Below are 26,866 nucleotides of genomic sequence, written 5' to 3' on the forward strand. Positions count from 1 at the left end.
CGTTCACGAGCCGCTCAGCGGATACCGAGCACTCCTACCCCGACCGTGATCGGCTGGTTCTTCGAGATCTCCGAACCCGGCGGCTGAGCCTGCGTGATCACCGTCCCCACGAGATCGACGTCGAGCGTCGCCTCTCGCGTCTGCTGGAGTTGCGAGGCGTTGCCCGTCCAGCCGGCATTGCGCAAGGCTGCGAGCGCATCCGACACCGAGCGGTTGGTGATCACGGGCATCTCGATGCGGTCGCCGTTGGAGACTCGCACGGTCACCGTCGAGCCCTGTTCGGTGGACGCCCCACCGGCCGGGCTCGTCGACACGACGGTGCCGTCGGTCTCGCTCGAGTCGACTTCCTCGATGACGACCGTGAATCCGGCGCCTTCGATATTGTCCTTCGCCACCTCGGCCGTCTGGCCCACGACGTTGGGAAGCCGCACCATTTCGGGACCGGACCCCAGCGTGATGGTGATCGGACTGTCGCGCTCGACACTCGCTCCCGCAGCCGGGCTCTGCTCGACGACGAGATCCTCGTCGTCGGCGGCGGACGGCGCTCGGCCGACATTCGGATCGAGCCGTAGCCCGACCGCGGAGAGTTCCTGAGCCGCCCGCTGCTGCGTCATGCCTTCGAGCCGAGGGATCTGCACCTGCTCCGGACCGCTCGACACCTCGAGCGTCACGGTCGACCCTTCCTCGGCCTGACTTCCGGACACGGGACGGGTGTTGATGACGTTGCCGTTCGCTACGACCGGGTCGCTCTTCTGCTGGATGGAGACCCGGAATCCGGCCTCCTGCAGTTCGCTCTCCGCCTCCTCCGCGGCGATGTTGCGGACGTCGGGAATGGTCACCTGGGCGGCGCTCGAACCGGGTCCGAGCGACCACAGGAAGACGCCGACGATACCCACGACGACCACGGCGGCGATGCCGAGCAATACCTTCTTGAGAACGGAGCCGCCATCGGAATCGTCCGCAGGAACTCCGGCTGCGCCGGCAGGGGCAATCCGGCCGTGCCTACCGGAATTGTTGTCGGCGGAATCGATCAGGGTGGTGCGATCCTCGTCGGTCATGACCATCGGCGCACTCGGGCGCTGTCCGCTCAGGACCCGGATCAGGTCGCTGCGCATCTCCGCGGCCGACTGGTAGCGGTTCGCGGGATTCTTGGCCATTGCCTTGAGGATCACGGAGTCGAGCTCGGCGGGCACCGCCGGGTTCACCGACGACGGAAGCGGCGGATCCTCGCGCACATGCTGGTAGGCCACCGCGACCGGGGAGTCGCCCTTGAACGGAGGCTCTCCGGTGAGGATCTCGAACAGGACGCAGCCCACCGAATACACGTCGGACCGGGCGTCGACCTGCTCACCTCGTGCCTGTTCCGGTGAGAGATACTGCGCGGTGCCGATCACCGCAGCCGTCTGCGTCATCGGGCTCGCGGCATCGGAGAGCGCCCGGGCGATGCCGAAGTCCATGACCTTCACCGCGCCGGCCTTGTTGATCATGATGTTGGCCGGCTTCACGTCGCGGTGCACGATCATGTTGCGGTGGCTGAAATCCAGCGCAGCGCACACGTCGGCGATGATCTCCATCGCCCGCTTGGGGTTCATCGGCCCATCCGCGCGCACGAGGTCGCGCAGTGTGTCGCCCTCGACGTATTCCATCACGATGTACGGCAGCGGACCGGCGTCGGTCTCGGCCTCGCCGGTGTCGTAGACGGCGACGATCGCCGGATGGTTGAGCGCAGCGGCGTTCTGCGCTTCGCGGCGGAAGCGGAGGTAGAACGTGGGATCGCGGGCGAGATCGGCCCGCAGCACCTTGATGGCCACATCCCGGCCGAGCCGCATATCCCGCGCGAGGTGCACCTCGGACATACCGCCGAAGCCGAGGATCTCACCCAGCTCGTAGCGGGAAGAGAGCTTGCGGGGTGTGGTCATGACGTTCCTTGGTTGTTCGTTCCGTTGCTGCTTGCGGATGCATTGTCGTCCCCGTCACCTGCGGCCCCGGAATCGGCCCCTCCGTCTCCGTCCCCTTCCGCGCCGCCGGTGTCGCCGCCCGCGTCGCCACCGCCCTCACCCGTGTCCTGGGTGGCAGTCGTGGTCGGCACGGTCGTGGTCGTCGGGACCGTCGTGGTGGTGGGCGGTTGGGTCGTGGTCGGCTCGGTCGTCGGTGGTTCGGTCGTCGGTGGTTCGGTCGTCGTGGTGGGAGTCGGAGTCGGGGGGAAGGTCTCCGGCTCGACAGGAGGTGGCACCGGGACGACCGTCGTAGTGGTCGTCTGCGGACGGGTCGTGGTGGTGGTCTCCCGTGTCGTGGTGAGCTGCGTCGTCGGCGACGGAGCGCGCGTGGGTTCGTTGCCGTCGTCGTTGCCGCCGAGCAGCACGATTCCCAGGGCCACGAGGGCGAGCACCACGGCCGCACCTGCGGCCCAGGCCAGTGCGGTCGGGCTCGGCGAGCGCTTGTCGTCGTCGCTCGCGGGGGTCCCTGCCGTCGGCGGACCCGCGACCGGCGGACGACCGACGGTGGGTGGCTGAGCGGAGCGCGGAACCGACGAGTACGCGGTCTGGTCGTATCCCTGCGTCGGAGGCAGGGCGCGGGTTGCGGAGAGCGGTGCCGTCGTACCCGGAACGCCCGGTGGAAGCACACGGTTCGCGCTGGTCACGGGTGGCACGTTGCCCGGCGGGGGCACCGGTCGCCCGGAACGTACCGCAGCGACGGCGTTCGCGAACTCGCCGCCGTTGGAATAACGGTAGGCGGGGTCTTTCGACATCGAGATCTCGATGAGTTCGCGCACCTCGGGCGGAAGATCCGTCGGCAAGGGTGCGGGGGTCTCCTGGACATGCTTCATCGCAACGGTCACGACGCTGTCGCCGAGGAAAGGACGCCGGCCCGACAGGGCCTCGTAGCCGACCACCGCCAGCGAGTACACGTCGCTCGCGGATGTCGCCTCCTGCCCCAGAGCCTGCTCGGGCGCGATGTACTGCGCAGTGCCCATCACCATGCCGGTGCGGGTGACGGGAGAGGCGTCCACTGCCTTCGCGATGCCGAAGTCGGTGATCTTCACCTGGCCCGTCGGGGTGATGAGGATGTTTCCCGGCTTCACATCGCGGTGCACGACCCCGGCATTGTGTGCGGCCTGCAGCGCTCGCCCGGTCTGCTCGAGCATGTCCAGGGCATGCGGCAGCGACAGACGCCCCACACGCGACAGCACGGCGTTGAGTGGTTCGCCGTGTACGAGTTCCATCACCAGATAGGCGATGGACTGGCCTTCGGCGTCGGTGGTCTCGCCGTAGTCGTACACCCCCGCGATACCGGGATGGTTGAGCTGTGCGGTGGTGCGTGCCTCGAATCGGAAGCGGGTGAGAAAGTCCTCGTCGCCGGACAATTCGGCCTTGAGTACCTTCACCGCGACTCGCCGGTCGAGACGGGTGTCGAGGCCCTCCCACACCTGACCCATTCCGCCGGTCGCGATGAGTCGCTGGAGACGGTAACGGTCGGCGATCATGGCGCCACTGCTCAGAGCCATGTCAGCCTCCCTGTAATCCGGCCGAAATGACGGCCCGTCCGATCGGGGCGGCCACCGAGCCGCCGGTTGCGGCGAGAGCGCGGTCGCCGCCGTCCTCCACGATCACCGCGACGGCGATGCGGGGCTGTTGCGCAGGTGCGAATGCGATGTACCAGGTGTGCGGCGGAGTGTTGCGCGGATCGCTGCCGTGTTCCGCTGTGCCCGTTTTCGACGCGATCTGCACGCCGGGGATCGCCCCGCCTCCGCCGGCGTTGTTCTCTGCCCCGATCATCAGATCGGTGAGCGTCGCCGCGACGTCCGGGTCGATTGCCTGCCCGAGGGATTCGGGTGTGGTCTCCTCGAGCACCGAGAGATCGGGCCCCTGACGTCGGTCGACGAGATACGGCTTCATCCGCACACCGCCGTTGGCAATGGTCGCAGCGATCGACGCGTTCTGCAGCGGAGTAAGTGCCACGTCACGCTGACCGATGCTCGACTGGCCGAGCGCCGCACCGTCAGGGATCGGACCGACGGTGCTCGCCGCGACAGGCAGCGGAATGTCGAGGGTCTCACCGATCCCGAGTCGCTCCGCCTGGTCGATGAGGGCCTCACGTCCGTCGTCGATGCCCATCTCGACGAAAGCGGTGTTGCACGACCGCGCGAAGGCTTCCCGCAGTGTCACCGTCGGTGCCCCACCGCACGCCGACCCGCCGTAGTTCTCGAGGGTCGTGGCCGTGTCGGGCAGGGTGATCTGCGGTGCCGCGGTGAACTGCGTGTCGGGGGTGACCCCGTTCTCGAGGGCAGCCGCCGTCACCACGACCTTGAACGTCGAGCCGGGCGGGTAGGTCTGGGAGATCGCACGGTTGAGCATTGGCTTTTCGGGATCGGCGTTGAGCTCGTCCCAGGCCTGGGAGGTCGCGGCGCCGTCGTGCCCTGAAAGCCGGTTGGGGTCGTAGCTCGGCGTGCTCACCATCCCGAGGATCCTGCCGGTGCTCGGTTCGATCGCCACCACCGAACCCGTGTAACCCTTCGCGGTCAGTTCCTCGTAGGCCACCTGCTGCACGACCGGGTCGATGGTCGAGACGACGTTGCCCCCGCGCGGGTTGCGGCCCGACACCAGATCGAAGAGGCGCCGACCGAACAGCAGACTGTCGGAACCGTTCAGAAGCGAGTCCTCGGACCGTTCGAGCCCGGTGCTGCCGTACTGCATCGAGTAGAAGCCCGTCACCGGCGCGTAGGCCAGCGGGCTCATCGGCAGATTCGGCGGTGCCGGATACTCGCGCAGGTACTTGTAGCGGCCGTCTGTGGGCACCGACACGGCCAGAGCCTGTCCGGCCGCGATGATCTGCCCGCGCTGGCGGGAGTACTCGTCGATCAGCACCCGCGAGTTGCGCGGATCGGTGCGGAGATCATCGGCCTTGATGACCTGCACGTAGGTGGCGTTTGCGAGGAGCGCGACGACCATGAACATGACGGCCATCGCGACCTTGCGGAGCGGACCGTTCATTCGCGCCCCATCATCTCGGTCCGCGCCTCGGCAAGGGGCGTCGGAGCCTTCTTGCGGGGGAGCACGGGTTGACGGGCAGCATGCGAGATCTTCATCAGCAGAGCCAGGAGCAGATAGTTTGCGAGTAGCGACGAACCGCCGTACGAGACGAACGGTGTGGTCAGCCCGGTCAGGGGAATCAACTTGGTGACCCCGCCGACCACCACGAACAACTGGACGGCGAGGGTGAACGACAGGCCGGCAGCAAGCAGTTTGCCGAAACTGTCGCGGACCGCCAGTGCCGTGCGCATGCCTCGGATCACGAGGATCAGGAACAGCAGCAGGATGGCCGCGAGGCCGATCAGGCCGAGTTCCTCACCGATGGTCGCGACGATGAAGTCGGTCTTCGCGAACGGCACCTGACCGGGCCGTCCGCTGCCCAAGCCGGTTCCGGCCACGCCGCCGGTCGCGAGGCCGAACAGGGACTGGGAGATCTGGTAGCCCGTGTTGTTGTAGTCCGCGAGGGGATCGAGCCATGTCTCGACACGTACCCGCACGTGGCCGAACATCTGGTAGGCCGCGTAGAAGCCGACCGCGAGCAGGGAGAATCCGATGATCAGCCAGCCCACGCGCTCCGTCGCGATGTAGAGCATGACCAGCACGGTGGTGAACAGCAGCAGCGACGTGCCGAGGTCCTTCTCGAACACCATGACACCGATCGAGATGATCCAGGCTGCCAGAATCGGTCCGAGATCGCGGGCACGGGGGAAGTCCATACCCAGGAAATGCTTGCCCGCGGTGGTGAACAGGTCGCGTTTCGCGACGAGGACCGAGGCGAAGAAGATGATGAGCAGGATCTTCGCGAATTCACCGGGTTGAATGCTGAAACCGGGCAGCCGGATCCAGATCTTCGCACCGTTGACCTCGGAGAAGCGGCTCGGCAGCAGCGCCGGGATGGCGAGTGCCACCAGTCCGACGAGGCCCAGTGTGTAGCTGAATCGTGCGAGCAGACGGTAGTCGTGCAGGAACACGAGAACGGCGATGAACAACCCGATACCGAGTGCCGTCCACAGCACCTGCTGCGTCGCGTCGGGCGACGGGGGAGGCAAGCCCATGTAGCGGGCGTTCTCCTGATCGGACAGATCGAGCCGGTGGATGAGCACGAGTCCGAGACCGTTGAGCAACGCAACGATAGGCAACAGCAACGGATCGGCGTACTTCGCGAACCGCCGGACCGCCAGGTGCGCGGCGAGGAACAGCGCCGCGAAGGTCAACCCGTACTTGAGCAGATCGAGGGTGATCGCCTGTTCCATCGAAACCTCGACGAGCATCAGCGACACCGTCGTGACACCGATGGCCGCGAGGATCAGAGCCAGTTCGGTGTTACGCCCGGTCGACTGGACCGGAGCCGGAGCGAAGCCTCCCGGGGGGCTCGGGAACGCTCCCACACCTTGGGACACCGACATCAGGCGCCCACCCTGCAGTTCTGGCCGGGGATCTGAGGAACGGACTCGGGAGCCGGTTCCACGCTCGGTACGGGTTCGCCAGGGGCCGGTTCGCCGGGCTGTGCCGTGGGAGCCGGTTCGCCGGGCTGTGCGGTGGGGGCCGGTTCACTCGGAGCAGGGGTGGGTGCGCCGGGCGCAGGGGTGGGTTCGCCCGGCGCAGGGGGTTGCCCCGCAGGAGTCTCCGTAGGCGAGGTGCCGTCCCGTCCGGGCGCCGGTGCAGGCTCTCCCGGAGTGGGGACAGGTTCTCCGGGTGCCGGTGTCGGCTCCTCCGGGGTACACACCGGCAGCAGATCCAGCTCCGCGAGTCGCTGCATCTGGTCGCGGGTGTCGTCGAGCGAACCCGAGGGAAGGCCGGCACGGACCTGTTCACGAGCTGCGGGCCACAGATCGTCGACGAGCATCACGCGGCACGAGGCCTTGCTCGGTTCGACGAGCGTGAGGGCGCCTTCGTCGGTGATGCACCCGACACGCGCGGGTTCCTGCAGCGAATAACCGAAGATGTCGCCCGGGATACCGCGCAGCACGGTCACGCGACCGTCGTCGGCACCGACGTAGTAGTTGTTGCGGAGCAATTGCTGTCCGAAGAACAGACCGCCGACCAGCACTGCGATCACCACGAGCGCCGCGGCCGGCCACCACAGCCGGCTCCGCTTCTTCTTCGGCGCCGGCTCCGGCGCTGTGTTGATGACGCGCTTCGGAGTGGCACGCGGCGGGCGCATCGCAGCGGCACGACCGGCTGCGGTATTCGGTGGGGGAGTGTCCTCATCGTCGTCGGCCGAAGCCGCACCGGCGACGATCGGGCGGGACTGGCCGTAGTCGAGATCGATCACGTCGGCGACCACGACGGTGACGTTGTCGGGGCCACCGCTGCGCAAGGCCAGTTCGATGAGCCGATCTGCGCACTCGTCGTGTGTGCCCTGACGCATGGTGTCGGCGATGGTCTCGTCGCTGACGACGTCCGACAGTCCGTCCGAGCAGACCAGATAGCGGTCGCCGGCGCGAGCCTCGCGCACCGTGAGCGTGGGTTCGACCTCACTGCCGGTCAGCGCACGCATGATCAGAGACCGTTGCGGATGCGTGTGCGCCTGCTCGGGCGTGATGCGACCCTCGTCGACGAGCGACTGCACGAAGGTGTCGTCGCGGGTGATCTGGGTGAGCTGATCGTCGCGCAGCAGATACGCGCGGGAGTCGCCGATGTGGGCGAGTCCGAGCTTGCTGCCGGCGAACAGAATGGCGGTGAGCGTCGTGCCCATACCGTCGAGTTCGGGCTCTTCCTCCACCTGATCGGCGATCGAGGCGTTGCCTTCGCGGACGGCCTCGGCGAGCTTGCCGAGGAGGTCGCCGCCAGGTTCGTCGTCGTCGAGGTGGGCGAGCGCCGCGATCATCAGTTGTGAGGCGACCTCACCGGCTGCGTGACCGCCCATGCCGTCGGCGAGGGCGAGCAGGCGGGCGCCGGCGTAGACGGAATCCTCGTTGTTGGAGCGCACGAGGCCGCGATCGCTGCGGGCGGCATAACGGAGTACGAGGGTCACGGGCGGAGCTCGATCACGGTCTTGCCCACGCGAACCGGGGTTCCGAGTGGGACACGGACAGCTGTGGTCACCTTCGCACGGTCGAGATACGTGCCGTTCGTCGACCCCAGGTCTTCGACGTACCAGTCGGATCCTCGGGGCGACAGCCGTGCGTGGCGCGTGGACGCGTAGTCGTCGGTCAGGACGAGTGTGGAGTCGTCGGCGCGCCCGATGAGCACCGGCTGTGTGCCGAGCGTGATCCGGGTACCGGCCAGCGCGCCCTGCGTGACCACGAGGTACTTGGCGGTCTTGTTACGGCTCAGTGCCGGCAGCACCGACTGCTTGGGGGAGTACCTCGGAAGTGGCCGTGCGGCGCCGGCGTAGATGTCGGACCGGAGCGTGCGTAATACCGCCCATACGAACAACCACAGCAGGAGGAGAAACCCCGCTCGGGTCAGCTGCAGAATCAGCCCCTGCACGGCGTATCCTCCTTCTGGATTGTCGCCCGGTCGTTGTCGTCCGGGTCGTGCGGTCACTCACAATACGGACACCGGACGGTTCCATGCAGCGTCCGACGCGCTGTCACACGCGTCGGACGGTATGAACGGGCCCGGTACCTTCCTCGATACCGGCTGATCAGAGGATGCGCACGAGGATCTCGGAATGTCCGGCACGAATCACATCACCGTCGGCGAGCTGCCAGTCCTGCACGGAGGCGCCGTTGACCGTCGTACCGTTCGTCGAACCGAGATCGGACAGCATCGCCACCTGACCGTCCCAGCGGATGTCGATGTGGCGACGTGAGACACCCGTATCCGGGAGACGGAACTGTGCGTCCTGGCCGCGGCCGATGATGTTGCTGCCTTCGCGGAGCTGGTAGTAGCGGCCGCTGCCGTCCTCGAGCTGGAGGGTCGCCGTCAGGACCCGGCCGGCGGCCGGAGACTGATAACCGGCAGCCTGATAGCCCTGGTCGTAGGCGGGAGCAGCGCCGTAGCCCTGGTCGTAGCTCGGCTGATCGCCGTACTGCTGCTGGCCGTAACCCGGCTGCGCGTAGCCCTGCTGGCCGTATGCCTGCTGGTCGTAGCCGCCCTGCTGGTAGCCCTGATCCTGGTAACCCTGGTCATAGCCCTGCTGGCCGTATGCCTGCTGGTCGTAACCCTGCTGGTCGTAGCCACCCTGCTGGGGGTAATCGCGGCCGTAGTCCTGGCTGTACGCCTGCGGCTGCCCCTGCTGGTCGTAGCCACCCTGCTGGTCGTAACTTTGCTGGCCGTATGCCTGCTGGTCGTATGCCTGCTGGTCGTAGCCGCCCTGCTGGTAGCCCTGATCCTGGTAGCTCTGGTCGCTGTAGGCCTGGCCGTATGCCTGCTGGTCGTAGCCACCCTGTGCCTGGTCGTAACCGGCGGCGTTGCCGTAGCCCTGGTTGTAGCGCTGCTCCTGGCCGACGTGCGCGTGACCGTTGCGTGCGTACTGCGATTCCGCCTCGGCGGGGTCACGGCTCGGGTCGTAGCCGGGGTTTTGCGTCATTGGGCCAGCTCCTGGTTCAGGGTTCACGGGTGGGCGGTTCTGCGGGTTCCGCGGTGCCGGAGCGCGCGTCTCTGAGCGCCCCGCATCGGGATCTACCGAGCCGCGGGTCCGGAACTGCCCGGTGTGCAGTGCCGACGACGACTCGAAGACGACTTGGATATCACCGTAGGTCTGCCATCCTTGTTCTCGGATGAAGTCCTCAAGGTGACGGGAGAAGGCCTTCACAGTCAAGTCCCGATCCGCCGCGAGGGCGTCGTGATCGGTTTCGCTGATGGTGATGACGTAACGGTTGGGGGCGAGCATATGGCCCCGATCGAGCTGTTGGACGCCGTCCGTCGCCTCCTGCTGCAGCGCCGCCTCCACTTCCTGGGGTACGACACCACCGCCGAACACACGGGCGAAAGCGTCGCCGATCGCGGCCTGGAGTTTGCGCTCGAAGCGCTGGGCGATGCCCATGGCGACCCCCTTTCCGTACTCAGCGTGTCGCAATGCAGATCTCGCCCCTGCATGGTATCCACTTTTCCCGAGATTCGACCGTGCGGTGTTCGGTGCGTCTCGGCCGAATGTGCACTGTGTCCGAGGGAACGTCCCGCTCATGGCTCTGACCAGGCGAATAGATGTTTCGCCTCGGCGTGTGTTACTGTTTTCCGCGTTGCTCGGGCGAGTGGCGGAATGGCAGACGCGCTGGCTTCAGGTGCCAGTGTCCTTCGGGACGTGGGGGTTCAAGTCCCCCTTCGCCCACAGTGAGCAGTTCCATGAACTGCGCAGAACGAGGTCACGAACCCGGAAAAGGGATCGTGACCTCGTTCTTGTTTGCGCGGACTATTCGCAGGCCCAACTCGTAGGGACCGTCACGAATGCAGGAAGGCGGGTTCTCCCGTTGCCGTGAGCAGCGGCGATCTGCCGTTGCGTCAGATAGAGCGCGCGGGACAGATCGGCATCCTCGACGTGAGTGTCACGCAGGTCGGCGCCGAGGAGATCTGCGCCGGCGAGATCACATCCTCCGAGATCGGCGCCGATCAGAACTGCGCCCCGGAAGTCGGCGCCGTACATCCGGTAGCCACGAAGATTCGTTCCGGCGAGATCGGCGCCTGGGACGAGGCTCTCATGCGTCTGCCCGTCGTCTGCGAAGTACGAGCTCCGCACCTGTTCGCTGACCGTCGTCAGCACCTTCCGCACCGAGTCGCGAGCTTCGTCGATGTCGATCGAAATGAGTACATCGACGTCCCCATGCGTCAGGGATACGAGTGCCTCGGTGAGTGATCGGGCCTCGTCCGCGGTCTCGGGATCGTAGGTACGTTCCCGGGCCTCGAGGAGGTACCAGATCATCTCGTGCACCTGCTGGAGGACACCGAACGCCGAGAACATGCGGTCGCGGGTATCCGGACGCTCTCGCCAACTCGTGCCCGAGAACAATCGTCGCGAGACGACCTGCCCCGCACCGAAACAGTCGAAGACTGTACAACCGCGGAAACCCCGGGAGAGCAGCCTGTCGTGGATGCTGCACCCGAACCCGGCGTCGAGATGAGGGCACGGCAGGCCGGCGGGTTTGTCCTCGGCGAAGTCTGCGGATCTCGAGAAGCCGAAGGCCGTGCAGCACAACGCGAAGCAGCTACTGCAATCGGCTCGGAGATCGGCCCGGCGAAGGGATGTCTCGGTCATCGCTGCGCCTCCGACCCGGTGAGCCGGGAAACGGGCAACGGTAACGGGGCGGTATGGAGCGATGGGGTGATCAAGTGGACTCCGAGGGACGATTCCGATGAATGGCGGAGCCTGGGAACCCGGCGTCGGGTTCCCTCTCGAGGCACACGGAATCACCGCCGCACGAGGGCGGGACTCGCGACCGGCGCGGAACGTCGGTGTCACAGATGAGATATGTGGATCACTGTGTACGAAAGTACCAACTGCCGGTGGAGCGCGGTAGCGGTGCGGAACCCGATCATTTCCGCCAGAACAGGTGGTGGGTCATCCCACTGGCGCTCGGAACGATCTCGAGCTCGAACCGGTCGCGCAGTTCGTCCGGTGTTTCCCAGAGTCGCAGCCCGGAACCGAGCGTCACGGGCGCGACCGCGACATGCATGGTGTCGACGAGATCGGCGTCGAGGAATTGGCGGATGGTGGTGACACCGCCTCCGAGCCGGACATCCTTGCCGTCCGCACTCTTCCGAGCCTCTTCGAGGACGGCCGCAGGCTCACCGTCGACGAAATGGAAGGTGGTGTCCGAGAGAGTGAAGGAGGGCCGCACATGGTGGGTCAGGACGAAGACCGGGGTGTGGAAGGGCGGTTCGTCGCCCCACCAGCCGAGCCAGTCGTGGTTCTCCCAAGGTCCGCGTTGCGGACCGAACTTGTTGCGTCCCATGATCTCGGCGCCGATGTTGTGGGCGAAGTCGCGGGTGAAGTAGTCGTCGAGTCCCCGGCTGCCACCTGGTTCGGTTCGGTTCGGCCAACTGGCTGTCGCCCCCGCCCAGGCGAACAGGGCGGTGTGGTCGAAACCGAACGGGTTCTCGAAGGTCTGGTTCTCTCCGGCTGCAATTCCGTCGCTGGAGACGCTGAAGTTCTGGACTCGCAGTAACTGGCTCATGGTCTCTTCCTCGAAACGACGATCGTCGAGAAGGGAGACTCGGCAGAGCAGAGAAAGTAATCGCGAACTCTCATCGGGACGATTCGCCCACGGATGGACCATCAGGGGATCGCTCCCCGGCCGTGATCGGCGCACAATGGGGGAGGAGGTCGTCATGCGAGCTTTGAGTGGCCTACTGGATGTCGTGCTCGGACTTCTCACAGCCGTGCTCGGCACTGTTCTGGGGATCGTCGCGGCGGTGGTCATGCTCCTGGGCGCGGTGCTGTGCGTGACCATTCTGCTGATTCCGCTCGGCATTCCCGTCATCGGATTGTCGCGCCGGCTGTTCACCCTGGCGGGGAAGATGATGCATGTGCCCTGACTGTGTGGGGCTCACGCGCATATCGCTCCCGCATCTCCGGGCCCGCGGCAGGCCCGGCCGTGTAGACGTATCGCGGATCGTCGACGCGCTCGCCGGTAGAGGCATCGACGACCACCGGATCGACCTCGCGACCGGTGCGTGAGTCGATCAGGATCATGGACCGTTCATGAGGGGGCAGTTGTGCATTGCGCCAGGCCGCGAGCGCGACCAGCACGGGCCGCAGCGACCGGCCGAGTTCGGTGAGTACGTACTCGTAGCGAACGGGGCGTTCCTGATACGGCTTCCGCTCCAGGACTCCCGCGTCGACGAGCGCTTTCAGCCTGCTCGTGAGCATGCTCGACGAGATGCCGGTGTTGGCCTGGAACTCGTCGAAACGTGAGTATCCGTCGAAGCAGTCGTGGAGTATCAGCACCGTCCACCACTCGCCGACGAGCCCCAGGGTTGTCGACAGCGGACACTCCCGGTCCTCGAGGCGAATTCTCCCGGCCATGACACCTCCTCCACGTCGCTGCTATTCTAGCAGTCACTGTGACTTCTGAAATAGAAGTGACTACGACGGCGAGTGAGAGGAACAACAATGACGAATTCGGTGCTCGACCGGTGTCCGGATGCCGTGCGCGCCTATCTTGCCCTTGCGGCAGGGGAGGGCCGCACCGCCGCGACACCGCTCTTCGCGGAGAACGCGCACGTCACCGACGACGGCGTCGACTATCGCGGCAGGGTCGAGGTCAGGGCGTGGCTCGATCGGGTTGCAGGCGAGTTCTCGTACACGACGACGCCGGTCGCGGTGGACGGTGACGCCGACTCCGATCGGGTGTCGGTGCGGTGCCGGATCGAGGGCAACTTCCCCGGCGGTGTCGTCGATCTGGATTACGGCTTCCGGCTCGATTCGGCCGGCCTGCTCGCGAGTCTCGTGATCGCTCCGGTCGTCTACCAGGGCTGATGCTGCTCGGCGCCGACTCCTTGCCCCGCATACCCTAGGGGGGTATGGTATCGATCAGGCCGCAACGAGAACCGAGGGGACGACTCCGATGCCGAATGCCTCCAGTGCCGAGAACGCCGATGCTGTTGCAGAGGCCGTACATGAGCACAGCTACATCGCCAACAACACCAAGGCCGACTACCTCAAGCGCCTGCGTCGCATCGAAGGGCAGGCCCGAGGTCTGCAGCGGATGGTCGAGGAGGAGAAGTACTGCATCGACATCCTCACGCAGATCGCGGCGATGAAGAAGGCTCTCGAGGCCGTCGCGCTCGGTCTGCTCGATGAGCACATGGCCCACTGTGTGGCCGGCGCGGTGAGGGCCGGTGGCGAGGAGGCCGACCTCAAGCTGAAGGAAGCCGGCGACGCCATCGCGAGACTCGTCCGCTCCTGAGCGTCCCGTCCCCCGAAGATCCACCCGTAAGGAATCCCATGAGCCAGAAAAGCACCTACACCGTCACCGGCATGACCTGTCAGCACTGCGTCGCGTCGGTCACCGAGGAGGTCCGGGAGATTCCCGGCGTCGAGAACGTCGAGGTCGATCTGCCCAGCGGTGCCGTAACCGTCACGAGCGCCGAGTCTCTCGACGATGCTGCCGTCGCGGCCGCTGTCGAGGATGCCGGCTACAGCCTCGCATGAACACCCCGGTCAAGCTCACTGGTTTCGCCGCAGCCGTCGCTGTGGTCTTCGGTGTCGCGCTGCTCGTCGGCGCGACGGTGGGGCCGGTGAGTGGACATACCGACGAGACTTCCGCGAGCGCACACGACATCGGCCACGGTGATATGGCCGAGTCCGCTGGTTCGCCGGAAACACCTGCTGCGGAAACGATCCCGGGAGGTCTGATGATGTCGCAGCACGGTTATTCCCTCACTCTCGGTGAGACGAACATCGAGCCGGGTGAGGGCCGCACCCTGACATTCGTGATCGACGGTCCCGACGACACTCCGGTGACCGATTACGACATCACGCACGAGAAGGACCTGCACCTGATCGCGGTACGCCGCGACTTCACCGGATTCCAGCACGTCCATCCCGTGCTCGACGAGAAGACCGGAATCTGGTCCGTGGACCTCGATCTCACGCCCGGCACATGGCGGATTCTCACCGACTTCACTCCCACCGGCGGCGAGGCTCTCACCCTCGGTACCGATCTCGAGGTGGTGGGCGAATTCCTTCCCGCCGCAACGCAAGAAGACAACCGCACCGCGACCGTCGACGACTACGAGATCACCCTTCGCGGCGACCTTTCGCCCGGCGCGGACGCGACACTCACCCTTGCGGTGAACAAGAACGGGCAACCGGTCACCGATCTGCAGCCCTATCTCGGCGCCTACGGACATCTCGTTGCGCTGCGCGGCGGCGATCTCGCCTATCTCCATGTGCACCCGGACGGGACACCCGGCGACGGCACCACTCGAGCCGGGCCCGAGGTCGTCTTCCACACTGCCGTCCCGAGTGCCGGTATCTACCACCTCTATCTCGACTTCCAGCACGACGGCGTGGTCCGTACCGCCGCCTTCACACTCACCGCCGAAGGCGCCGGAAACACGCACCGGGAACCCGCCGCACCCGTCGAGCACGGCCATTCCGGCCGCTGACGGCTCATTCTCGAGGAGACATCGATGACCACGCAGAGTCAGCCGGTCGCCGCCGAATCGATCGAACTCACCATCGCCGGCATGACCTGCGCGTCGTGTGCCAACCGCATCGAACGCAAACTCAACAAACTCGACGGTGTCACCGCGACCGTCAACTACGCCACCGAGAAGGCGAAGGTCACCTACTCCGACGACGTGACACCCGACGATCTCGTCGCCGCCGTCGAACAAGCCGGATACAGTGCGAAACTGCCCCGGCCGTCCGTGGAGACGGCGGACGGACCGGACGAGGTCACCGAGTCCGATCCGGTCGACGCCCTTCGTCACCGGCTCGTCGTCTCGGCAGTCCTGTCGGTTCCGGTGATCGCGATGGCGATGATCCCGGCCCTGCAGTTCACCAACTGGCAATGGCTCTCGCTCACCCTCGCTGCACCGGTCGTGGTGTGGGGAGCCTGGCCCTTCCACAAAGCGGCCTGGGTCAATCTGCGCCACGGCACTTCCACCATGGACACCCTCGTCTCGCTGGGAACTCTGGCCGCCCTCGGCTGGTCGGTCTACGCCCTGTTCTGGGGAACGGCCGGTGAACCGGGGATGGTCCACCCGTTCGAGTTCACCATCGAACGCGGCGACGGCAGCGGCAACATCTATCTCGAAGCCGCAGCGGGCGTGACGACGTTCATCCTCGCCGGGCGCTACTTCGAGCAACGGTCGAAGCGACGTGCCGGCGCCGCACTACGCGCCCTGCTCGAACTCGGGGCCAAGGACGTCGCGGTGCTCGGGCCGGACGGGGTCACCGAGACCCGGGTTCCGGTGGAGCAGTTGACCGTCGGCGACAGGTTCGTTGTACGGCCGGGTGAGAAGATTGCCACCGACGGTGTGATCGAGCGTGGCACCTCCGCAGTCGATGCGTCGATGCTGACCGGGGAATCGGTGCCCGTCGAGGTCGGTGTGGGTGACGCCGTGGTCGGCGGAACGGTCGACATGGGCGGACGGCTGGTGGTGCGCGCGACCCGCGTCGGATCCGACACCCAGCTCGCGCAGATGGCGAAACTGGTCGAGGACGCCCAGAACGGCAAGGCACAGGTGCAACGTCTGGCCGACCGGATCTCCGGCATCTTCGTACCGATCGTCCTGCTGATCGCTGCCGGCACGCTGGGCTTCTGGCTCGGCACCGGCAACGGTATCGCCGCGGCTTTCACGGCGGCGGTCGCGGTGCTCATCATCGCTTGCCCGTGTGCCCTCGGACTGGCCACGCCGACCGCCCTGATGGTCGGTACGGGGCGCGGTGCCCAGCTCGGCATCCTGATCAAGGGGCCCGAGGTGCTCGAGTCGACCCGCTCGGTCGACACAGTGGTCCTCGACAAGACCGGCACGGTCACCACGGGCCGGATGAGCCTGCGCGATGTCGTCGCCGAGGACGGGGAGGACGCCGACGAAGTGCTGCGTTGTGCCGGAGCGCTCGAGTCCGCCTCCGAGCATCCGATCGCGCGTGCCATCAGCGACGCCGCCCTGGAGAAGTACGGCCGGCTACCCGAGGTGGAGAACTTCACGAACGTCGAGGGTCTCGGCGTTCAGGGGGTGCTCGTCGACGGTGACGTCGGCCGTGCCGTGCTGGTGGGACGTCCGCAGCTGCTCGCAGATTGGTCGCAGCAGCTCTCCGACGGCCTGCGGCAGGCGTTCGAGCAGGCCCAGAAGTCCGGTGGCACGGCCATTGCGGTCGGCTGGGACGGTAAGGCGCGCGGCATCGTAGTCGTGGCAGATGCCGTCAAGCCGAGCTCCGCGAAGGCCATCGCCGAACTACGGGATCTCGGCCTGCGTCCGATCTTGCTCACCGGCGACAACGCCGCCGTCGCACATGCCGTGGCGGCCGAGGTGGGCATCGACGAAGCCGACGTGATCGCCGACGTGATGCCCACCGACAAGGTCGACGTCATCGAGCGTCTTCAGAGAGAGGGCCAGGTGGTGGCGATGGTCGGCGACGGTGTCAACGACGCCGCAGCACTCGCCAAGGCCGATCTCGGGCTGGCGATGGGCACCGGGACCGACGTCGCGATCGAGGCGAGCGACCTGACACTGGTCCGCGGCGACCTGATGGTCGCGGTCGACGCCATCCGCCTGTCCCGCCGAACGCTGGCGACGATCAAGGGCAACCTGTTCTGGGCATTCGCGTACAACGTCGCCGCACTGCCGCTGGCGGCGGCGGGCCTGCTCAATCCGATGCTCGCCGGCGCCGCGATGGCATTCTCGTCGGTCTTCGTGGTCTCCAACAGCCTGCGGCTGCGCCGGTTCCGGGCGCACGCCGCCTGACCGGTCGTGGCGCTCTCCGCCGCACCGAAGTGTGCGCCCCCGAGGAGACCGGCTACCTCGACGGCTCCGCGTCCGGTAACGGTTCCGGCGCCAGGGGTTCCGCGCTCGCACGCCGCCCGAACGCGAGCCACAGCAGAAAGCCTGTTCCGACCGTCACATACAGCGCGCCGAGCAAGTGTTGCCATGCGGCCCAGTCGAGTTCGAGATCATTCCCCGTGGGGAGCAGGTGATGTGGGCCGATCAGAAAGACGAGTGCCGACGCTGCCACGATGGCTGTGAGTTTCTGCGATTCGGTTGCTCGCCATGTTGCGAGGGTCACCCCCAGCAGCGCCGGGGCGACCCACACCCAGTGGTGGGACCACGACACCGGCGACGCCAGCAGCACGGCCGCCGCGTTCGCCGAAAGAGCGAGTACGAGATCGCCTTGTTCGAGGGCGCGCCGGATGGCTACCACTGCGACCAGGAGCATCGCGGCGACAGCGATCAGCCACAATATCGACCCGACCGGTTCGGGCAGGCCGAAGCGAGTGACGACCGCCTTGAAGGACTGGTTGGTGGCGAAATACGATGCGCCGATACGGCCGGTGTCCGGCAATGTCTGCAGCCAGTACTTCACGGAGGTCTCCGGCATCACAGCGTAAGCGAGCGCGGTGAATCCGAAGGCCGACGCGAGGATCGTGGCGCTGGTCCGACTGTCGCGCCGGATCAGGAACAGCAGGAGGAACGCGATCGGGGTCAGCTTGACGGCTGCGGCGAGGCCGATCAGCAGTCCACGCGGCCATTTCGGATTCTTCACCAGTACGTCGAGCGCGACCAGCGCCATCAGAACCAGGTTGATCTGTCCGAACGAGACCGTCTCGCGCACGGGTTCGAACAACAGTGACCCCCCGACGGTGATCGTCGTGACGAGCCACGAGGTCGGGCCGTCGAGGTCCGGGCGGATACGGCCCAGCACGACTCGCAGAGTGACGACGAGAGCGGCCACGGAGACGAGGGTGAAGACGATCTTGCCGAGTACCACAGGGATCAGCGCCAGGGGCGCGAAGAGCATCGCCGACAACGGCGGGTAGGTGAACGGCAGCACGTAGTCGTCGGTCACCGGCGGCATCTGTCCGTAGATGTCGTCACCGTCGAGCAGAACCCGCGCACCCATCCGGTAGACCAGGAAGTCGATGAGTTCGCTTCTGACGAGAATCGTGACGATCACGCCGATCGCGACGAGCGATGCGATCACTGCGACGGCAGTGCTGCGGTTTCCGGACAAGAACGGAGACGTCGTGGCGCTGATCGGGTTCTGCCGTGAATGTCGCACCCGCCAACTTTAGTCAATTCCGACAAGCGTGCTTGTCCGTTGCGGAAATCGACGTACGGACCGGTCGGTTCAGGAATCGACCGGACGCAGCAGGTCGGGACTGTTGTTCCGGGGCGAATTCACAGCCGTGCTCACCTCGTACGGTTCGAGGTGGGGTTCGGGGATCGAATTCAACAGGGCATCGACGTCGTCCCGGTCGTTCAGCGCAGGATCGAGCCAGGGGCCGACGAAGGACCCGGGAAGGATCACAGGCGACCGTTCGTGGATGTGCCCGGCGGCGTCGGTCGCGGGGCGTGTCAGCACGGTACACGTCCACAACCACCGGCCGGGGTCGTCGTCCGGCAGTTTCGGGTCGGGCCACAGTTCGTAGAGTCCGGCCATCGAGATCGGTGCGCCGGCATGCAGAAAGAACGGGATCTTCTTACCGTCCTCGCTTTTCATCCATTCGTAGTATCCGTCGGCCGGCAGCACGCACCGCCGCCGTGCTGCCGCGGCTTTGAAGGCGGGCTTCTGCGTGATCGTTTCGGAGCGGGCATTGATCATCCGCGACCCGATCTTCGGATCCTTCGCCCATGACGGCACCAGGCCCCACTTGACCTGCGAGGACACCATGCGTACCGGTTCGGCGCCGGCATCCTCGCGCGAGGCCCGCTCGAGTACCACGTTGACCCTCTGGGTGGGAGCGATGTTGTACGAGGGTGGTAGTTCCTCGCCCATGGTCTCGGCAGCGTCGTAGGCCGCGAGCAGATCCCCGCGAGTGCTGGTGCTGGCGTAGCGTCCACACACGATGCATCTCCCTCGGTTACTCCGGAGCAATGATCCGATTCTCTCCCATCCGTAGCTCCGGAGTGGGCCGCTCAGACGGAGATCTCGACGCCGAGTGCCTCCAGCAGAATGCGGCGGTATCCGGCTGTTTCGACGACGTGATCGGTTCGCGGGTGCGGTATGTCGATGGTGAGTTCGACAGCGAACGAACCGTGATCGAGCACGAGCACCCTGTCGGCGAGAGCGATCGCCTCGTCGACATCGTGGGTGACGAGCAGGACCGCAGGCCGGTGCTTTGCGCACAATTCCTGCAGCAGCCCGTGCATCCTGATCTTCGTCAGTGCGTCGAGGGCGCCGAACGGTTCGTCTGCGAGAAGCAGTTCGGGTTCGCGCACGAGCGAACGGGCCAGCGACACACGTTGTTGTTCGCCACCGGACAACTCGTTGGGCCAGGCTTGCTCGCGGCCGGCGAGCCCGACTTCGGCGAGGGCGGTCCGGCCCCGCTCGGTGGCATCGGCGCCCCGGAGGCCGAGCACGACATTGTCGAGCACCCGCGCCCAGGGCAGCAGACGTGAATCCTGGAAGACCACGGCACGTTTCTCGGGCACCTCGATCGTGCCGGCGCCGGGTACGCCGTGATCGAGTTCGGCGAGCGCCCGCAGTAGCGTGCTCTTGCCGGAGCCACTGCGTCCGAGCAATGCCACGAACTCGCCGGCCCGGATCTCGAGGTCGATGCCGTCGAGAACCGCGCGTCCGTCGAAACCGCGTTCGAGACCGGCTGTCCGGACGGTCAGCTTCCGAGCGTCCTGCGCCATGCGAGGGCCTTCCTTTCTGCTGCGCGGACCAGCAGGTCGCTGCCGAATCCGAGAATCGCGTACACCACCAGGCCGACGATGATGATGTCGGTCAGGCCGTAGTTGCGGGCCTGGAACATCAGGTAGCCGATGCCACTCGAGGCGTTGACCTGTTCGACGACCACCAGCGCCAGCCATGCGATGGTGACGGCAAGGCGCAGGCCGGTGAAGAAACCGGATAGGGCACCAGGCAGGGCGATACGCCGGATGAACTGCGCCCGCGACAGATCGAGCGTTTCGGCGAGTTCGACGAAGCGAGCGTCGATTCCGCGCAGCGCCGAAAAGGTGTTGATGTAGACGGGGACGAACACCGACAGCGCGATGAGCAGGATCTTCATCTCCTCGCCGATGCCGAACCACAGGATGGCCAGAGGCATCAGGGCGAGGGTGGGGATCGAGCGCTTGATCTGTACCGGACCGTCGATGAGGGCTTCACCGATACGGGACAGACCGGCGATCAGTGCCAGGACGAGGCCGAGCACGACACCGAGGACACCGCCGATCAACGCTCGCTCCACGGAGGTCAGCAGATTGCTGCCGAGTCGTCCGTCCGCGACGAGATCCCACGCCGTGGTTACCACCGTCCACGGCGCCGACAGGGTCTTCGGGTCGAGAAGGCCGGTCGCCGATGCGGCGATCCACGCCACGAGCAACAACGCCGGTCCGATGGCAGGTCCGAATCTGATGGGTCGTCCGGGGGCGAGTCTGCTGCGCCCGCCCCTCGACGGGAGTGCCGGGCCACCACTGCCGTCGGGTTTCTGATCCGTGTCGGCATCGCCCGCGAGGCCGCTGCCGAAACGCCGGGATTGCAAGGCCGGGACGCTCATGGTCGGTGTCCTCTCTCAGGTGGATCAGATGCCGGACGCACTGAGGGCGCGGGCGTAACTGCTGTCGGGCCGCGGAAGTCCGTAGTGGTCGCGCAATGTGGTTCCCGAGTACTCCGTGCGGAAGAGCCCCCGCTCCTGCAGGATCGGAACGACCGACGAGATGAAAGCTTCGAGTCCCTGCGGGTACTGCGGCGGCATGATGTTGAAGCCGTCCGCCGCACCGCCGGTGAACCACTGCTCGATGATGTCGGCGATCTGCACGGCAGTGCCCGCGACGACGTTGTGGCCCCGGGCGCCGGCCAGTTTGTGCAACAGCTGGCGCAGGGTCGGCTGTTCGCGCTCGACGATCTTCGCGAACACGAGGCGGCGGCTGTTGGTGTTGTCGGTGATGTCGCCGGCCCCGGCGAACAACTCCGCCGGGACCTTCTCGTCGAGTCCGAGCCCGGTAACGTCGATGCGTCCCATTTTCTGCAGTTGCCCGAGGCCGTAGTCGACGATGGTCAGCTCGTCGAACTCGCGCTGGAGGTCCCTCGCCTCTGCTTCGGTGGCGCCGATGAACGGGCTCAGACCGGGAAGGATCTTCACGTGGCCGGGATCGCGGCCGAGATCCCGCGCACGAGTCTTGATGTCGAGATAGAAGGCCTGTGCGTCCTCGATTCGCTGGTGGGCGGTGAAGATCGCCTCGGCGTACTCCGCCGCGAAGTCACGTCCGTCGTTGGAGGACCCGGCCTGGACCAGCACCGGGCGTCCTTGGGGTGATCGTGCGGAGCCGAACGGTCCACGCACACGGATGTATTCGCCTTCGACGTCGATCCGGTGGATCTTGTCGTGGTCGGCATAGACACCGGCCTCCTTGTCGATCACTACGGCGTCGTCCTCCCATGAATCCCACAATTTGATTGTGGCATCGACGAATTCGCGGGCACGTGCATAGCGTTCCCGCACATCCGGATGGCCGGTGAGACCGAAATTTGCGGCAGCGGCATCGGTCGCAGTGGTGACGATGTTCCAGGCCGCGCGACCGCCGGAGATGTGATCGAGGGAGGAGAACAGGCGCGCGAGATTGTAGGGCTCGTAATAGGTGGTCGAGGCGGTGGCGATCAGACCGAGATGCGTGGTGGCCGTGGCCATCGCGACGAGCGTCGTGATCGGTTCGAGTCCGTAGTCGGGGCGGTACCGCACTTCGGTGCGCAGTGCGGGTCCGTCCGCGAAGAACACGGCGTCCAGCTTGGCGCTCTCGGCCAGTCGCGCGAGTTCCTGGAAGTAGGTCACATCGTAGATGCGTTCGGGCACACTGCCGGGGTGACGCCACGACGCCTCGTGGTGACCGGTGGGGTAGATGAATGCGTTGAGGTTCAGTCGGCGGTCGGTCACGGAAATCTCCTCGAATCAATCACGGGTGTGGGTGGCGCCGATCTCGGCGACGGCGGCAGCGACGACCTCGTCGAATCGCAGGTCGAATGCGTCGGCGGCATCGACGGGCCGGGGCAGTTCACCCGCGGCATCGATCACGTCGACGGTCTGTTGCGCAACGGCGATGAGGTCCTCGTCGAGGCGGGGGAAGGAGGTGGGGCCGCTCGCGTCGAGGATGCGCTGTCCGTCCGCGACGTCGAGTCCCTGGCTCTTCACGAAGTACTCGTCGATCCACGCATCGCGGTTGTCGTTCGTCCAATCGACCGCGGTGATGTATGCGGTGACGTACGCGCGGATCGCGGCGGCGGTGGCGGGGTCCGACAGTGCCTTGTCGCTCGAGTACAGATAGGAGACGCCGTCGCTGAGGTCACCGGTCTCCGTGCGGGGCAGGGCTGTCGCGCCAGGGGTCTGCATGTACCGGGAGAAGACAGGTTCACTCATCGGTGCCGCATCTATCTGGTTCGAGCGCAGCGCATCGGGAAAGTCGGGCAACGCCATCGGTACGAGTGTCACGTCATCGACGGCCAACCCCGCCTTGTCGAGCGCGCGGAGGACGAACGCCTGCTGCGAGGTGCCCTCGGCGTAGCCGATTCGTCTGCCCTTCAGATCGGCGAGAGATTCGATGTTCGAAGCGCCGGGAGCGATCCCCATGTTCAGACCGTTGTCCGTCTGCAGTGCGGCGACGACGCGGACGTCGTCACCGGCCACAAGTGACTGGATCGCCATGATCTCGCCGGCCCACGCCACGTCCACAGCGTCGGCGCGGAACGCTTCGAGAATGGACGGGGCGCCCTGGAAGGTGGCGAACTCGTACTCGAACGGGAGGGACGCGAGCTGCCCGGAGGCGGCGAGCGCGACCTGCTGACGTTCACTCTGATCGGCGACGACGATCTTCGTGCCGGCAGGGATGTCGGTGGGTAGCGCGCGGTCGGAACCGAGGCCGTCTCCCGGCGAGCCGGAACTACACGCAGCGACCGCGGTCAGAACAAGCGCGACGATGGCCGTCGATCCGGCACGACGTAGACGGGGCATGTACTTCCTCACGATTTCGAGCGACGGTCGGTCACGCTTCGACGGCGGTCGAAGCCGTCACTGATCCTGGTTGCAGCGACGGCGCTGAACCAGGCTTTGCCTCAGCGTGAGCAAAAGGTCCCCGCCCCCGGCGGGTGCGGCCACCGGTGGCCCGATATCACCGATATGTGCGCACCCGGAGGGTTACTGTGCGGGGGACGAGCCCTACCTTCCCGGGAGGTGACGCGTATGAGTGCGGACGACAGGCGCATGTCGCAGGCGGATCTGATGTCGTGGCGGATGGAGGAGGATCCGGTTCTCCGGTCCACCATCGTCGCGGTCGCCCTGCTCGACCGCTCGCCTGATCCGGATCGCTTCGTCAAGATGATGGACCGGGGAACACGCGCGGTGCCGAGCTTCCGTCGCAAGCTCGTCGAATCCGCATTCGGGCAAACTCCGCCTCGATGGGTGGATGACCCCGACTTCGATCTGTCCTGGCATCTGCGGCGGATCGCCCTCCCGCATCCCGGCGGACTCGATGCCGTGCTCCCACTCGTACGTGCCGCGGCCATGACGGCGTTCGACAAGGACCGTCCGCTGTGGGAGTCGACGATCGTCGACGGCCTGGACGGCGGTCGTGCCGCAGTCGTCCTCAAAGTGCACCACGCGCTCACCGACGGGATCGGCGGCATCCAGATAGCCAACGAGATGGTCGATTTCGAGCGTGAGGGTACCGACCGCGGACCACTTCCGGAGAGCCCTCCGCCCGCGGGCCCTGCATCGGACATCGCCGATTCCGTGAACTGGTATCTCTCTACGGCCGGCAGTGCGCTGAGCCGGGGCGTGCCGTGGCTCGCGCGCTCGGGTCTCCGGTCGGTGACGAATCCTGTGTCGGCACTGCGCACTGCCCTGAAGACCGCCGGTTCGACGGCTCGCTTCGCGCGTCCGGTGGTCACGACGCGGTCGCCGGTGATGGTCGGCCGCAGCACGGTTCGGGAGGTCGCCGCCCTCGACCTGCCGCTCGATGCTCTGCGACGTGCCGGACGGGCGGTGGACGCATCACTCAACGACGCATTTCTGGCCGGAATCCTGTTGGGATTGAGGAGCTATCACGCTCGTCACGGCGCGCAGGTCGCGGAATTGATGACGACACTTCCGATCAATCTCCGTCGGGAGGGCGATGCCATCGGCGGCAACAAGATCACGCTGGCCCGTTTCGCGCTCCCTCTGGACGTTGCCGAACCCGTCGCGCTGATGCACAGGGTGGGCCGGATCGTGCGTTCCTGGCGGGACGAACCCGCCGTGCCGCTGTCCTCGGCCATCGCGGGGGTGTTGAACGTGCTCCCGGCCGGGATTCTGGGGGGAATCCTGCGGCACATCGACTTTCTCGCTTCCAATGTTCCCGGCTCCCCTGTCCCGTTCTACATGGCCGGGGCAGAGGTTCTGAGGTACTACCCGTTCGCTCCCACCATCGGTTCGGCGGTCAACATCACGTTGATGTCCCACACGAACCACTGCTGTATCGGCATCAATGTGGATACCGCAGCGGTTCCCGACCTTCCGGTCCTCGTCGAATCGATGGCGGAGGGATTCTGCGACGTGCTGGCAATCGGGGCCGGACCGGACGAACTACCCCCCATCGAGACGACGCTGTCCGTCGCGACGAAGCCGGGTACCCTGATCGGTCCGGAAGATCGTGTACCCGTGTACGGGGGTCTCCTCCGAGGGTGAGGGGCCGGACAGCGTCTGTGCCGCAATCGATCCGGTCCGTGCTGCCGGTTGCTCCGCGACGCCTACAGCACGTCGAAGTGTCGTTCGGCGAGAACGCCCATGGCGGAGCGCATCTGCTGGGTACGTCCTGCAATCTGGCGTGCGAAGACATTCAGGACGTCACCGATGGGAATCTCTCCGGCCAGGTGACGTTCGACGAGCACGGTGGTGCCGTCGGCCACGGTGTCGGGTCGTGATCCCAGCGCGGCTTCGAGATCACTCACATCCCGTTCGGTGATGCGATCGGCGTACCTGTCGGCGTCTCGGAGGTATTTGAGGATGCGGGCGAGTCCCTTGCTGCGCTGGATGACGAAGGCGTCCTCGCTGCGCGGCACGATGATGTGCCGCAGCTGATCGAGTGCGGCGTCGTAGAGCCATTCGCGCTCGGTCGACTCGGCGTCGACGTCTGCCGGCGTATCGAGTTCGATGCCGAGGACGTCCGCGAGCGCCTCCACCAGAAGGCGACGGTGCAGAAGACCGTACGCCAACGCATTTCCTACCTCCGACAGCGGATCCGGATGCACCGCACCACCCTGGCCGAGGATCACGATGCGCAGCTCGGCGAGCACCCGGTAGTAACGCACACGATCGAGGTCGACGGTTGTCCCGGATGCGCGCTCGTAGTCGGCGAAGCGATCGTGGATGTCGGTGAACGGTTCCTGGACCGCGCGGGTGGTGACCCAGGCCAGGTCGTCGTGCGGGTCGCCGAGGTGTCCGAGTTCGAGATCGAGGACCGCGGTGACCCTGCCGTCCTCGTAGAGAAAGTTTCCCGGTCCGGTGTCCCCCTGGACGATGACCACGGGGCCGTCGACGTTCGGGATGTTCCGTTTCACCCAGGTCAGGGCAAGTTCGATCAGCGGGTCGGCCTTTGCGCCCGCGCCGCGGTAGACGGTCTCCCACACGTCGATCTCGTGGGCGACCAACTCCCGCAGGCCTGCGTCCGGATGCTGGTCGGGCAGGTGCAGTCGGCGCGGATCGACACGATGCATCTCTGCCAGGATGCGCATGAAGTCGGAGGCCACTGCCACCCGTTCCTGCTCGTCCCGGATGCGGGAGAACCAGGCCTGCCCGGGCACCCGTTCGGACAGGATCGCTTGTTCGGTGGGATGGACGCCGACGATGCGGGGCACTGGGACCGGGGAATCCTCGAATGCGCGGTAGAAATGCGCTTCGCGGTGCAATGTGAACGGATCCCCCCGTTGTGCCGGATCGAGCCGGTCGTACCGCAGGAAGAGGGGAAGGACCGTGCCGTCCGGTGTCTCCACATCCACAATCCATGCCTCCCGCCGGCCTCCACCCGGCCGTCGGTCGACCTCCACGATGGTTCCGCCTGCCGTTTCGGCCACCCACGTGAGCAGGGCGGGCTCGAGCGCGCTTCGATTCTCGGTCATCTTCGTGCCTGCTCCTTCGTGCGCTGTCGCCGCGCTGGTCGTGCACTAGGTTATATATCTCGAAGGAATCTGTGCAGTATTCCTCCAGTTTCCGCCCGGCTGCGGTCATGCAGTGACGTAAGTCATAGTCGGTGCTAGCATTCGTGCTCAAGTTATCTAACTTGGTAAACGGGCAGAGGGGTGAATG

General features: G+C 66.1%; 24 protein-coding genes and 1 tRNA gene. 8 read left to right on the top strand and 17 right to left on the bottom strand.

The window, feature by feature from the left end:
- Positions 1-14: 14 nt before the first annotated feature.
- The 7 genes from pknB to ABZ789_RS04645 all read right to left on the bottom strand — a co-directional run bounded on the left by pknB (position 15) and on the right by ABZ789_RS04645 (position 9,966).
- Entirely contained in the window at positions 15-1,919 is a 1,905-nt protein-coding gene (pknB, locus tag ABZ789_RS04615; protein WP_358419601.1) for a Stk1 family PASTA domain-containing Ser/Thr kinase, read from the bottom strand.
- Positions 1,916-3,505 (bottom strand): serine/threonine-protein kinase, encoded by a 1,590-nt coding sequence (locus tag ABZ789_RS04620; protein ID WP_358419604.1) that lies wholly within the window; start codon positions 3,503-3,505, stop codon positions 1,916-1,918. The genes pknB and ABZ789_RS04620 overlap by 4 nt, the downstream gene beginning before the upstream one ends.
- A 1-nt stretch (position 3,506) precedes the next feature.
- Positions 3,507-4,991 (bottom strand): penicillin-binding protein 2, encoded by a 1,485-nt coding sequence (locus ABZ789_RS04625; protein WP_358419607.1) that lies wholly within the window; start codon positions 4,989-4,991, stop codon positions 3,507-3,509.
- The gene (locus ABZ789_RS04630) at positions 4,988-6,436 is read right to left on the bottom strand and encodes an FtsW/RodA/SpoVE family cell cycle protein (protein ID WP_358419610.1); all 1,449 of its coding nucleotides are present in this window, start codon (positions 6,434-6,436) and stop codon (positions 4,988-4,990) included. Before ABZ789_RS04630 ends, ABZ789_RS04625 begins: the two co-directional genes overlap by 4 nt.
- Positions 6,436-8,007: a protein phosphatase 2C domain-containing protein gene (locus tag ABZ789_RS04635; RefSeq protein ID WP_358419612.1), complete on the bottom strand. Its 1,572-nt coding sequence runs from the start codon at positions 8,005-8,007 to the stop codon at positions 6,436-6,438. The genes ABZ789_RS04630 and ABZ789_RS04635 overlap by 1 nt, the downstream gene beginning before the upstream one ends.
- On the bottom strand, positions 8,004-8,465 hold the full coding sequence (locus ABZ789_RS04640; protein ID WP_358419615.1) for an FHA domain-containing protein: 462 nt from the start codon (positions 8,463-8,465) through the stop codon (positions 8,004-8,006). The genes ABZ789_RS04635 and ABZ789_RS04640 overlap by 4 nt, the downstream gene beginning before the upstream one ends.
- 157 nt (positions 8,466-8,622) lie before the next feature.
- Positions 8,623-9,966: a DUF3662 and FHA domain-containing protein gene (locus ABZ789_RS04645; protein ID WP_358419618.1), complete on the bottom strand. Its 1,344-nt coding sequence runs from the start codon at positions 9,964-9,966 to the stop codon at positions 8,623-8,625.
- Positions 9,967-10,168: 202 nt separating this feature from the next.
- Here ABZ789_RS04645 and ABZ789_RS04650 point away from each other — a divergent pair.
- Positions 10,169-10,251, top strand: a tRNA-Leu gene (locus tag ABZ789_RS04650).
- An 81-nt stretch (positions 10,252-10,332) separates the two neighbouring features.
- On the opposite strand, the gene ABZ789_RS04655 is transcribed toward ABZ789_RS04650, so the two are convergent.
- Positions 10,333-11,172 (bottom strand): pentapeptide repeat-containing protein, encoded by an 840-nt coding sequence (locus tag ABZ789_RS04655; RefSeq protein WP_358419621.1) that lies wholly within the window; start codon positions 11,170-11,172, stop codon positions 10,333-10,335.
- A gap of 277 nt (positions 11,173-11,449) precedes the next feature.
- A complete protein-coding gene (locus ABZ789_RS04660; RefSeq protein WP_358419624.1) occupies positions 11,450-12,091 on the bottom strand; it encodes a dihydrofolate reductase family protein in 642 nt (213 codons plus the stop codon).
- A gap of 154 nt (positions 12,092-12,245) precedes the next feature.
- Between ABZ789_RS04660 and ABZ789_RS04665 the strand changes: the two genes are divergently transcribed.
- Positions 12,246-12,452 carry a hypothetical protein gene (locus tag ABZ789_RS04665; RefSeq protein WP_358419627.1) on the top strand — a complete coding sequence of 69 codons (207 nt, stop codon included), beginning with the start codon at positions 12,246-12,248 and terminating at the stop codon, positions 12,450-12,452.
- Here the strand turns inward: ABZ789_RS04665 and ABZ789_RS04670 are convergent.
- Positions 12,418-12,942, bottom strand: a complete 525-nt coding sequence (locus ABZ789_RS04670; RefSeq protein WP_358419630.1) for a helix-turn-helix domain-containing protein — start codon at positions 12,940-12,942, stop codon at positions 12,418-12,420. The genes ABZ789_RS04665 and ABZ789_RS04670 overlap by 35 nt on opposite strands.
- 87 nt (positions 12,943-13,029) lie before the next feature.
- Between ABZ789_RS04670 and ABZ789_RS04675 the strand changes: the two genes are divergently transcribed.
- The 5 genes from ABZ789_RS04675 to ABZ789_RS04695 all read left to right on the top strand — a co-directional run bounded on the left by ABZ789_RS04675 (position 13,030) and on the right by ABZ789_RS04695 (position 17,336).
- Positions 13,030-13,395, top strand: coding sequence for a nuclear transport factor 2 family protein (locus ABZ789_RS04675; RefSeq protein ID WP_358419633.1), 366 nt, complete (start codon positions 13,030-13,032; stop codon positions 13,393-13,395).
- Positions 13,396-13,483: 88 nt separating this feature from the next.
- Complete coding sequence (locus ABZ789_RS04680) at positions 13,484-13,825, top strand: metal-sensitive transcriptional regulator (protein ID WP_358419636.1); 342 nt, start codon at positions 13,484-13,486, stop codon at positions 13,823-13,825.
- A 38-nt stretch (positions 13,826-13,863) separates the two neighbouring features.
- Positions 13,864-14,070, top strand: coding sequence for a heavy-metal-associated domain-containing protein (locus ABZ789_RS04685; protein ID WP_358419639.1), 207 nt, complete (start codon positions 13,864-13,866; stop codon positions 14,068-14,070).
- The gene (locus ABZ789_RS04690) at positions 14,067-15,029 is read left to right on the top strand and encodes a hypothetical protein (protein ID WP_358419642.1); all 963 of its coding nucleotides are present in this window, start codon (positions 14,067-14,069) and stop codon (positions 15,027-15,029) included. The genes ABZ789_RS04685 and ABZ789_RS04690 overlap by 4 nt, the downstream gene beginning before the upstream one ends.
- A 24-nt stretch (positions 15,030-15,053) precedes the next feature.
- A complete protein-coding gene (locus ABZ789_RS04695; protein WP_358419645.1) occupies positions 15,054-17,336 on the top strand; it encodes a heavy metal translocating P-type ATPase in 2,283 nt (760 codons plus the stop codon).
- 52 nt (positions 17,337-17,388) lie between these two features.
- Here the strand turns inward: ABZ789_RS04695 and ABZ789_RS04700 are convergent, their stop codons facing one another.
- The 6 genes from ABZ789_RS04700 to ABZ789_RS04725 form a co-directional block, all read right to left on the bottom strand.
- Positions 17,389-18,648, bottom strand: coding sequence for a glycosyltransferase 87 family protein (locus tag ABZ789_RS04700; RefSeq protein ID WP_358419648.1), 1,260 nt, complete (start codon positions 18,646-18,648; stop codon positions 17,389-17,391).
- A 69-nt stretch (positions 18,649-18,717) separates the two neighbouring features.
- Positions 18,718-19,434, bottom strand: a complete 717-nt coding sequence (locus ABZ789_RS04705; RefSeq protein WP_358419651.1) for an SOS response-associated peptidase — start codon at positions 19,432-19,434, stop codon at positions 18,718-18,720.
- Positions 19,435-19,505: 71 nt separating this feature from the next.
- Positions 19,506-20,228 (bottom strand): ABC transporter ATP-binding protein, encoded by a 723-nt coding sequence (locus ABZ789_RS04710; RefSeq protein ID WP_358419654.1) that lies wholly within the window; start codon positions 20,226-20,228, stop codon positions 19,506-19,508.
- Complete coding sequence (locus ABZ789_RS04715) at positions 20,204-21,094, bottom strand: ABC transporter permease (protein WP_358419657.1); 891 nt, start codon at positions 21,092-21,094, stop codon at positions 20,204-20,206. The genes ABZ789_RS04710 and ABZ789_RS04715 overlap by 25 nt, the downstream gene beginning before the upstream one ends.
- 24 nt (positions 21,095-21,118) lie before the next feature.
- Positions 21,119-22,474, bottom strand: a complete 1,356-nt coding sequence (locus ABZ789_RS04720) for an LLM class flavin-dependent oxidoreductase (protein WP_358420192.1) — start codon at positions 22,472-22,474, stop codon at positions 21,119-21,121.
- 9 nt (positions 22,475-22,483) lie between these two features.
- The gene (locus ABZ789_RS04725) at positions 22,484-23,539 is read right to left on the bottom strand and encodes an ABC transporter substrate-binding protein (protein ID WP_358419660.1); all 1,056 of its coding nucleotides are present in this window, start codon (positions 23,537-23,539) and stop codon (positions 22,484-22,486) included.
- 228 nt (positions 23,540-23,767) lie between these two features.
- Between ABZ789_RS04725 and ABZ789_RS04730 the strand changes: the two genes are divergently transcribed.
- Positions 23,768-25,249, top strand: a complete 1,482-nt coding sequence (locus ABZ789_RS04730) for a wax ester/triacylglycerol synthase domain-containing protein (protein ID WP_358419663.1) — start codon at positions 23,768-23,770, stop codon at positions 25,247-25,249.
- A 62-nt stretch (positions 25,250-25,311) separates the two neighbouring features.
- Here the strand turns inward: ABZ789_RS04730 and ABZ789_RS04735 are convergent, their stop codons facing one another.
- The gene (locus tag ABZ789_RS04735) at positions 25,312-26,679 is read right to left on the bottom strand and encodes a phosphotransferase family protein (protein ID WP_358419666.1); all 1,368 of its coding nucleotides are present in this window, start codon (positions 26,677-26,679) and stop codon (positions 25,312-25,314) included.
- Positions 26,680-26,866: the final 187 nt, after the last annotated feature.

The organism is Rhodococcus sp. NPDC047139 (assembly GCF_040643435.1).
Classification (GTDB): Bacteria; Actinomycetota; Actinomycetes; order Mycobacteriales; family Mycobacteriaceae; genus Rhodococcus.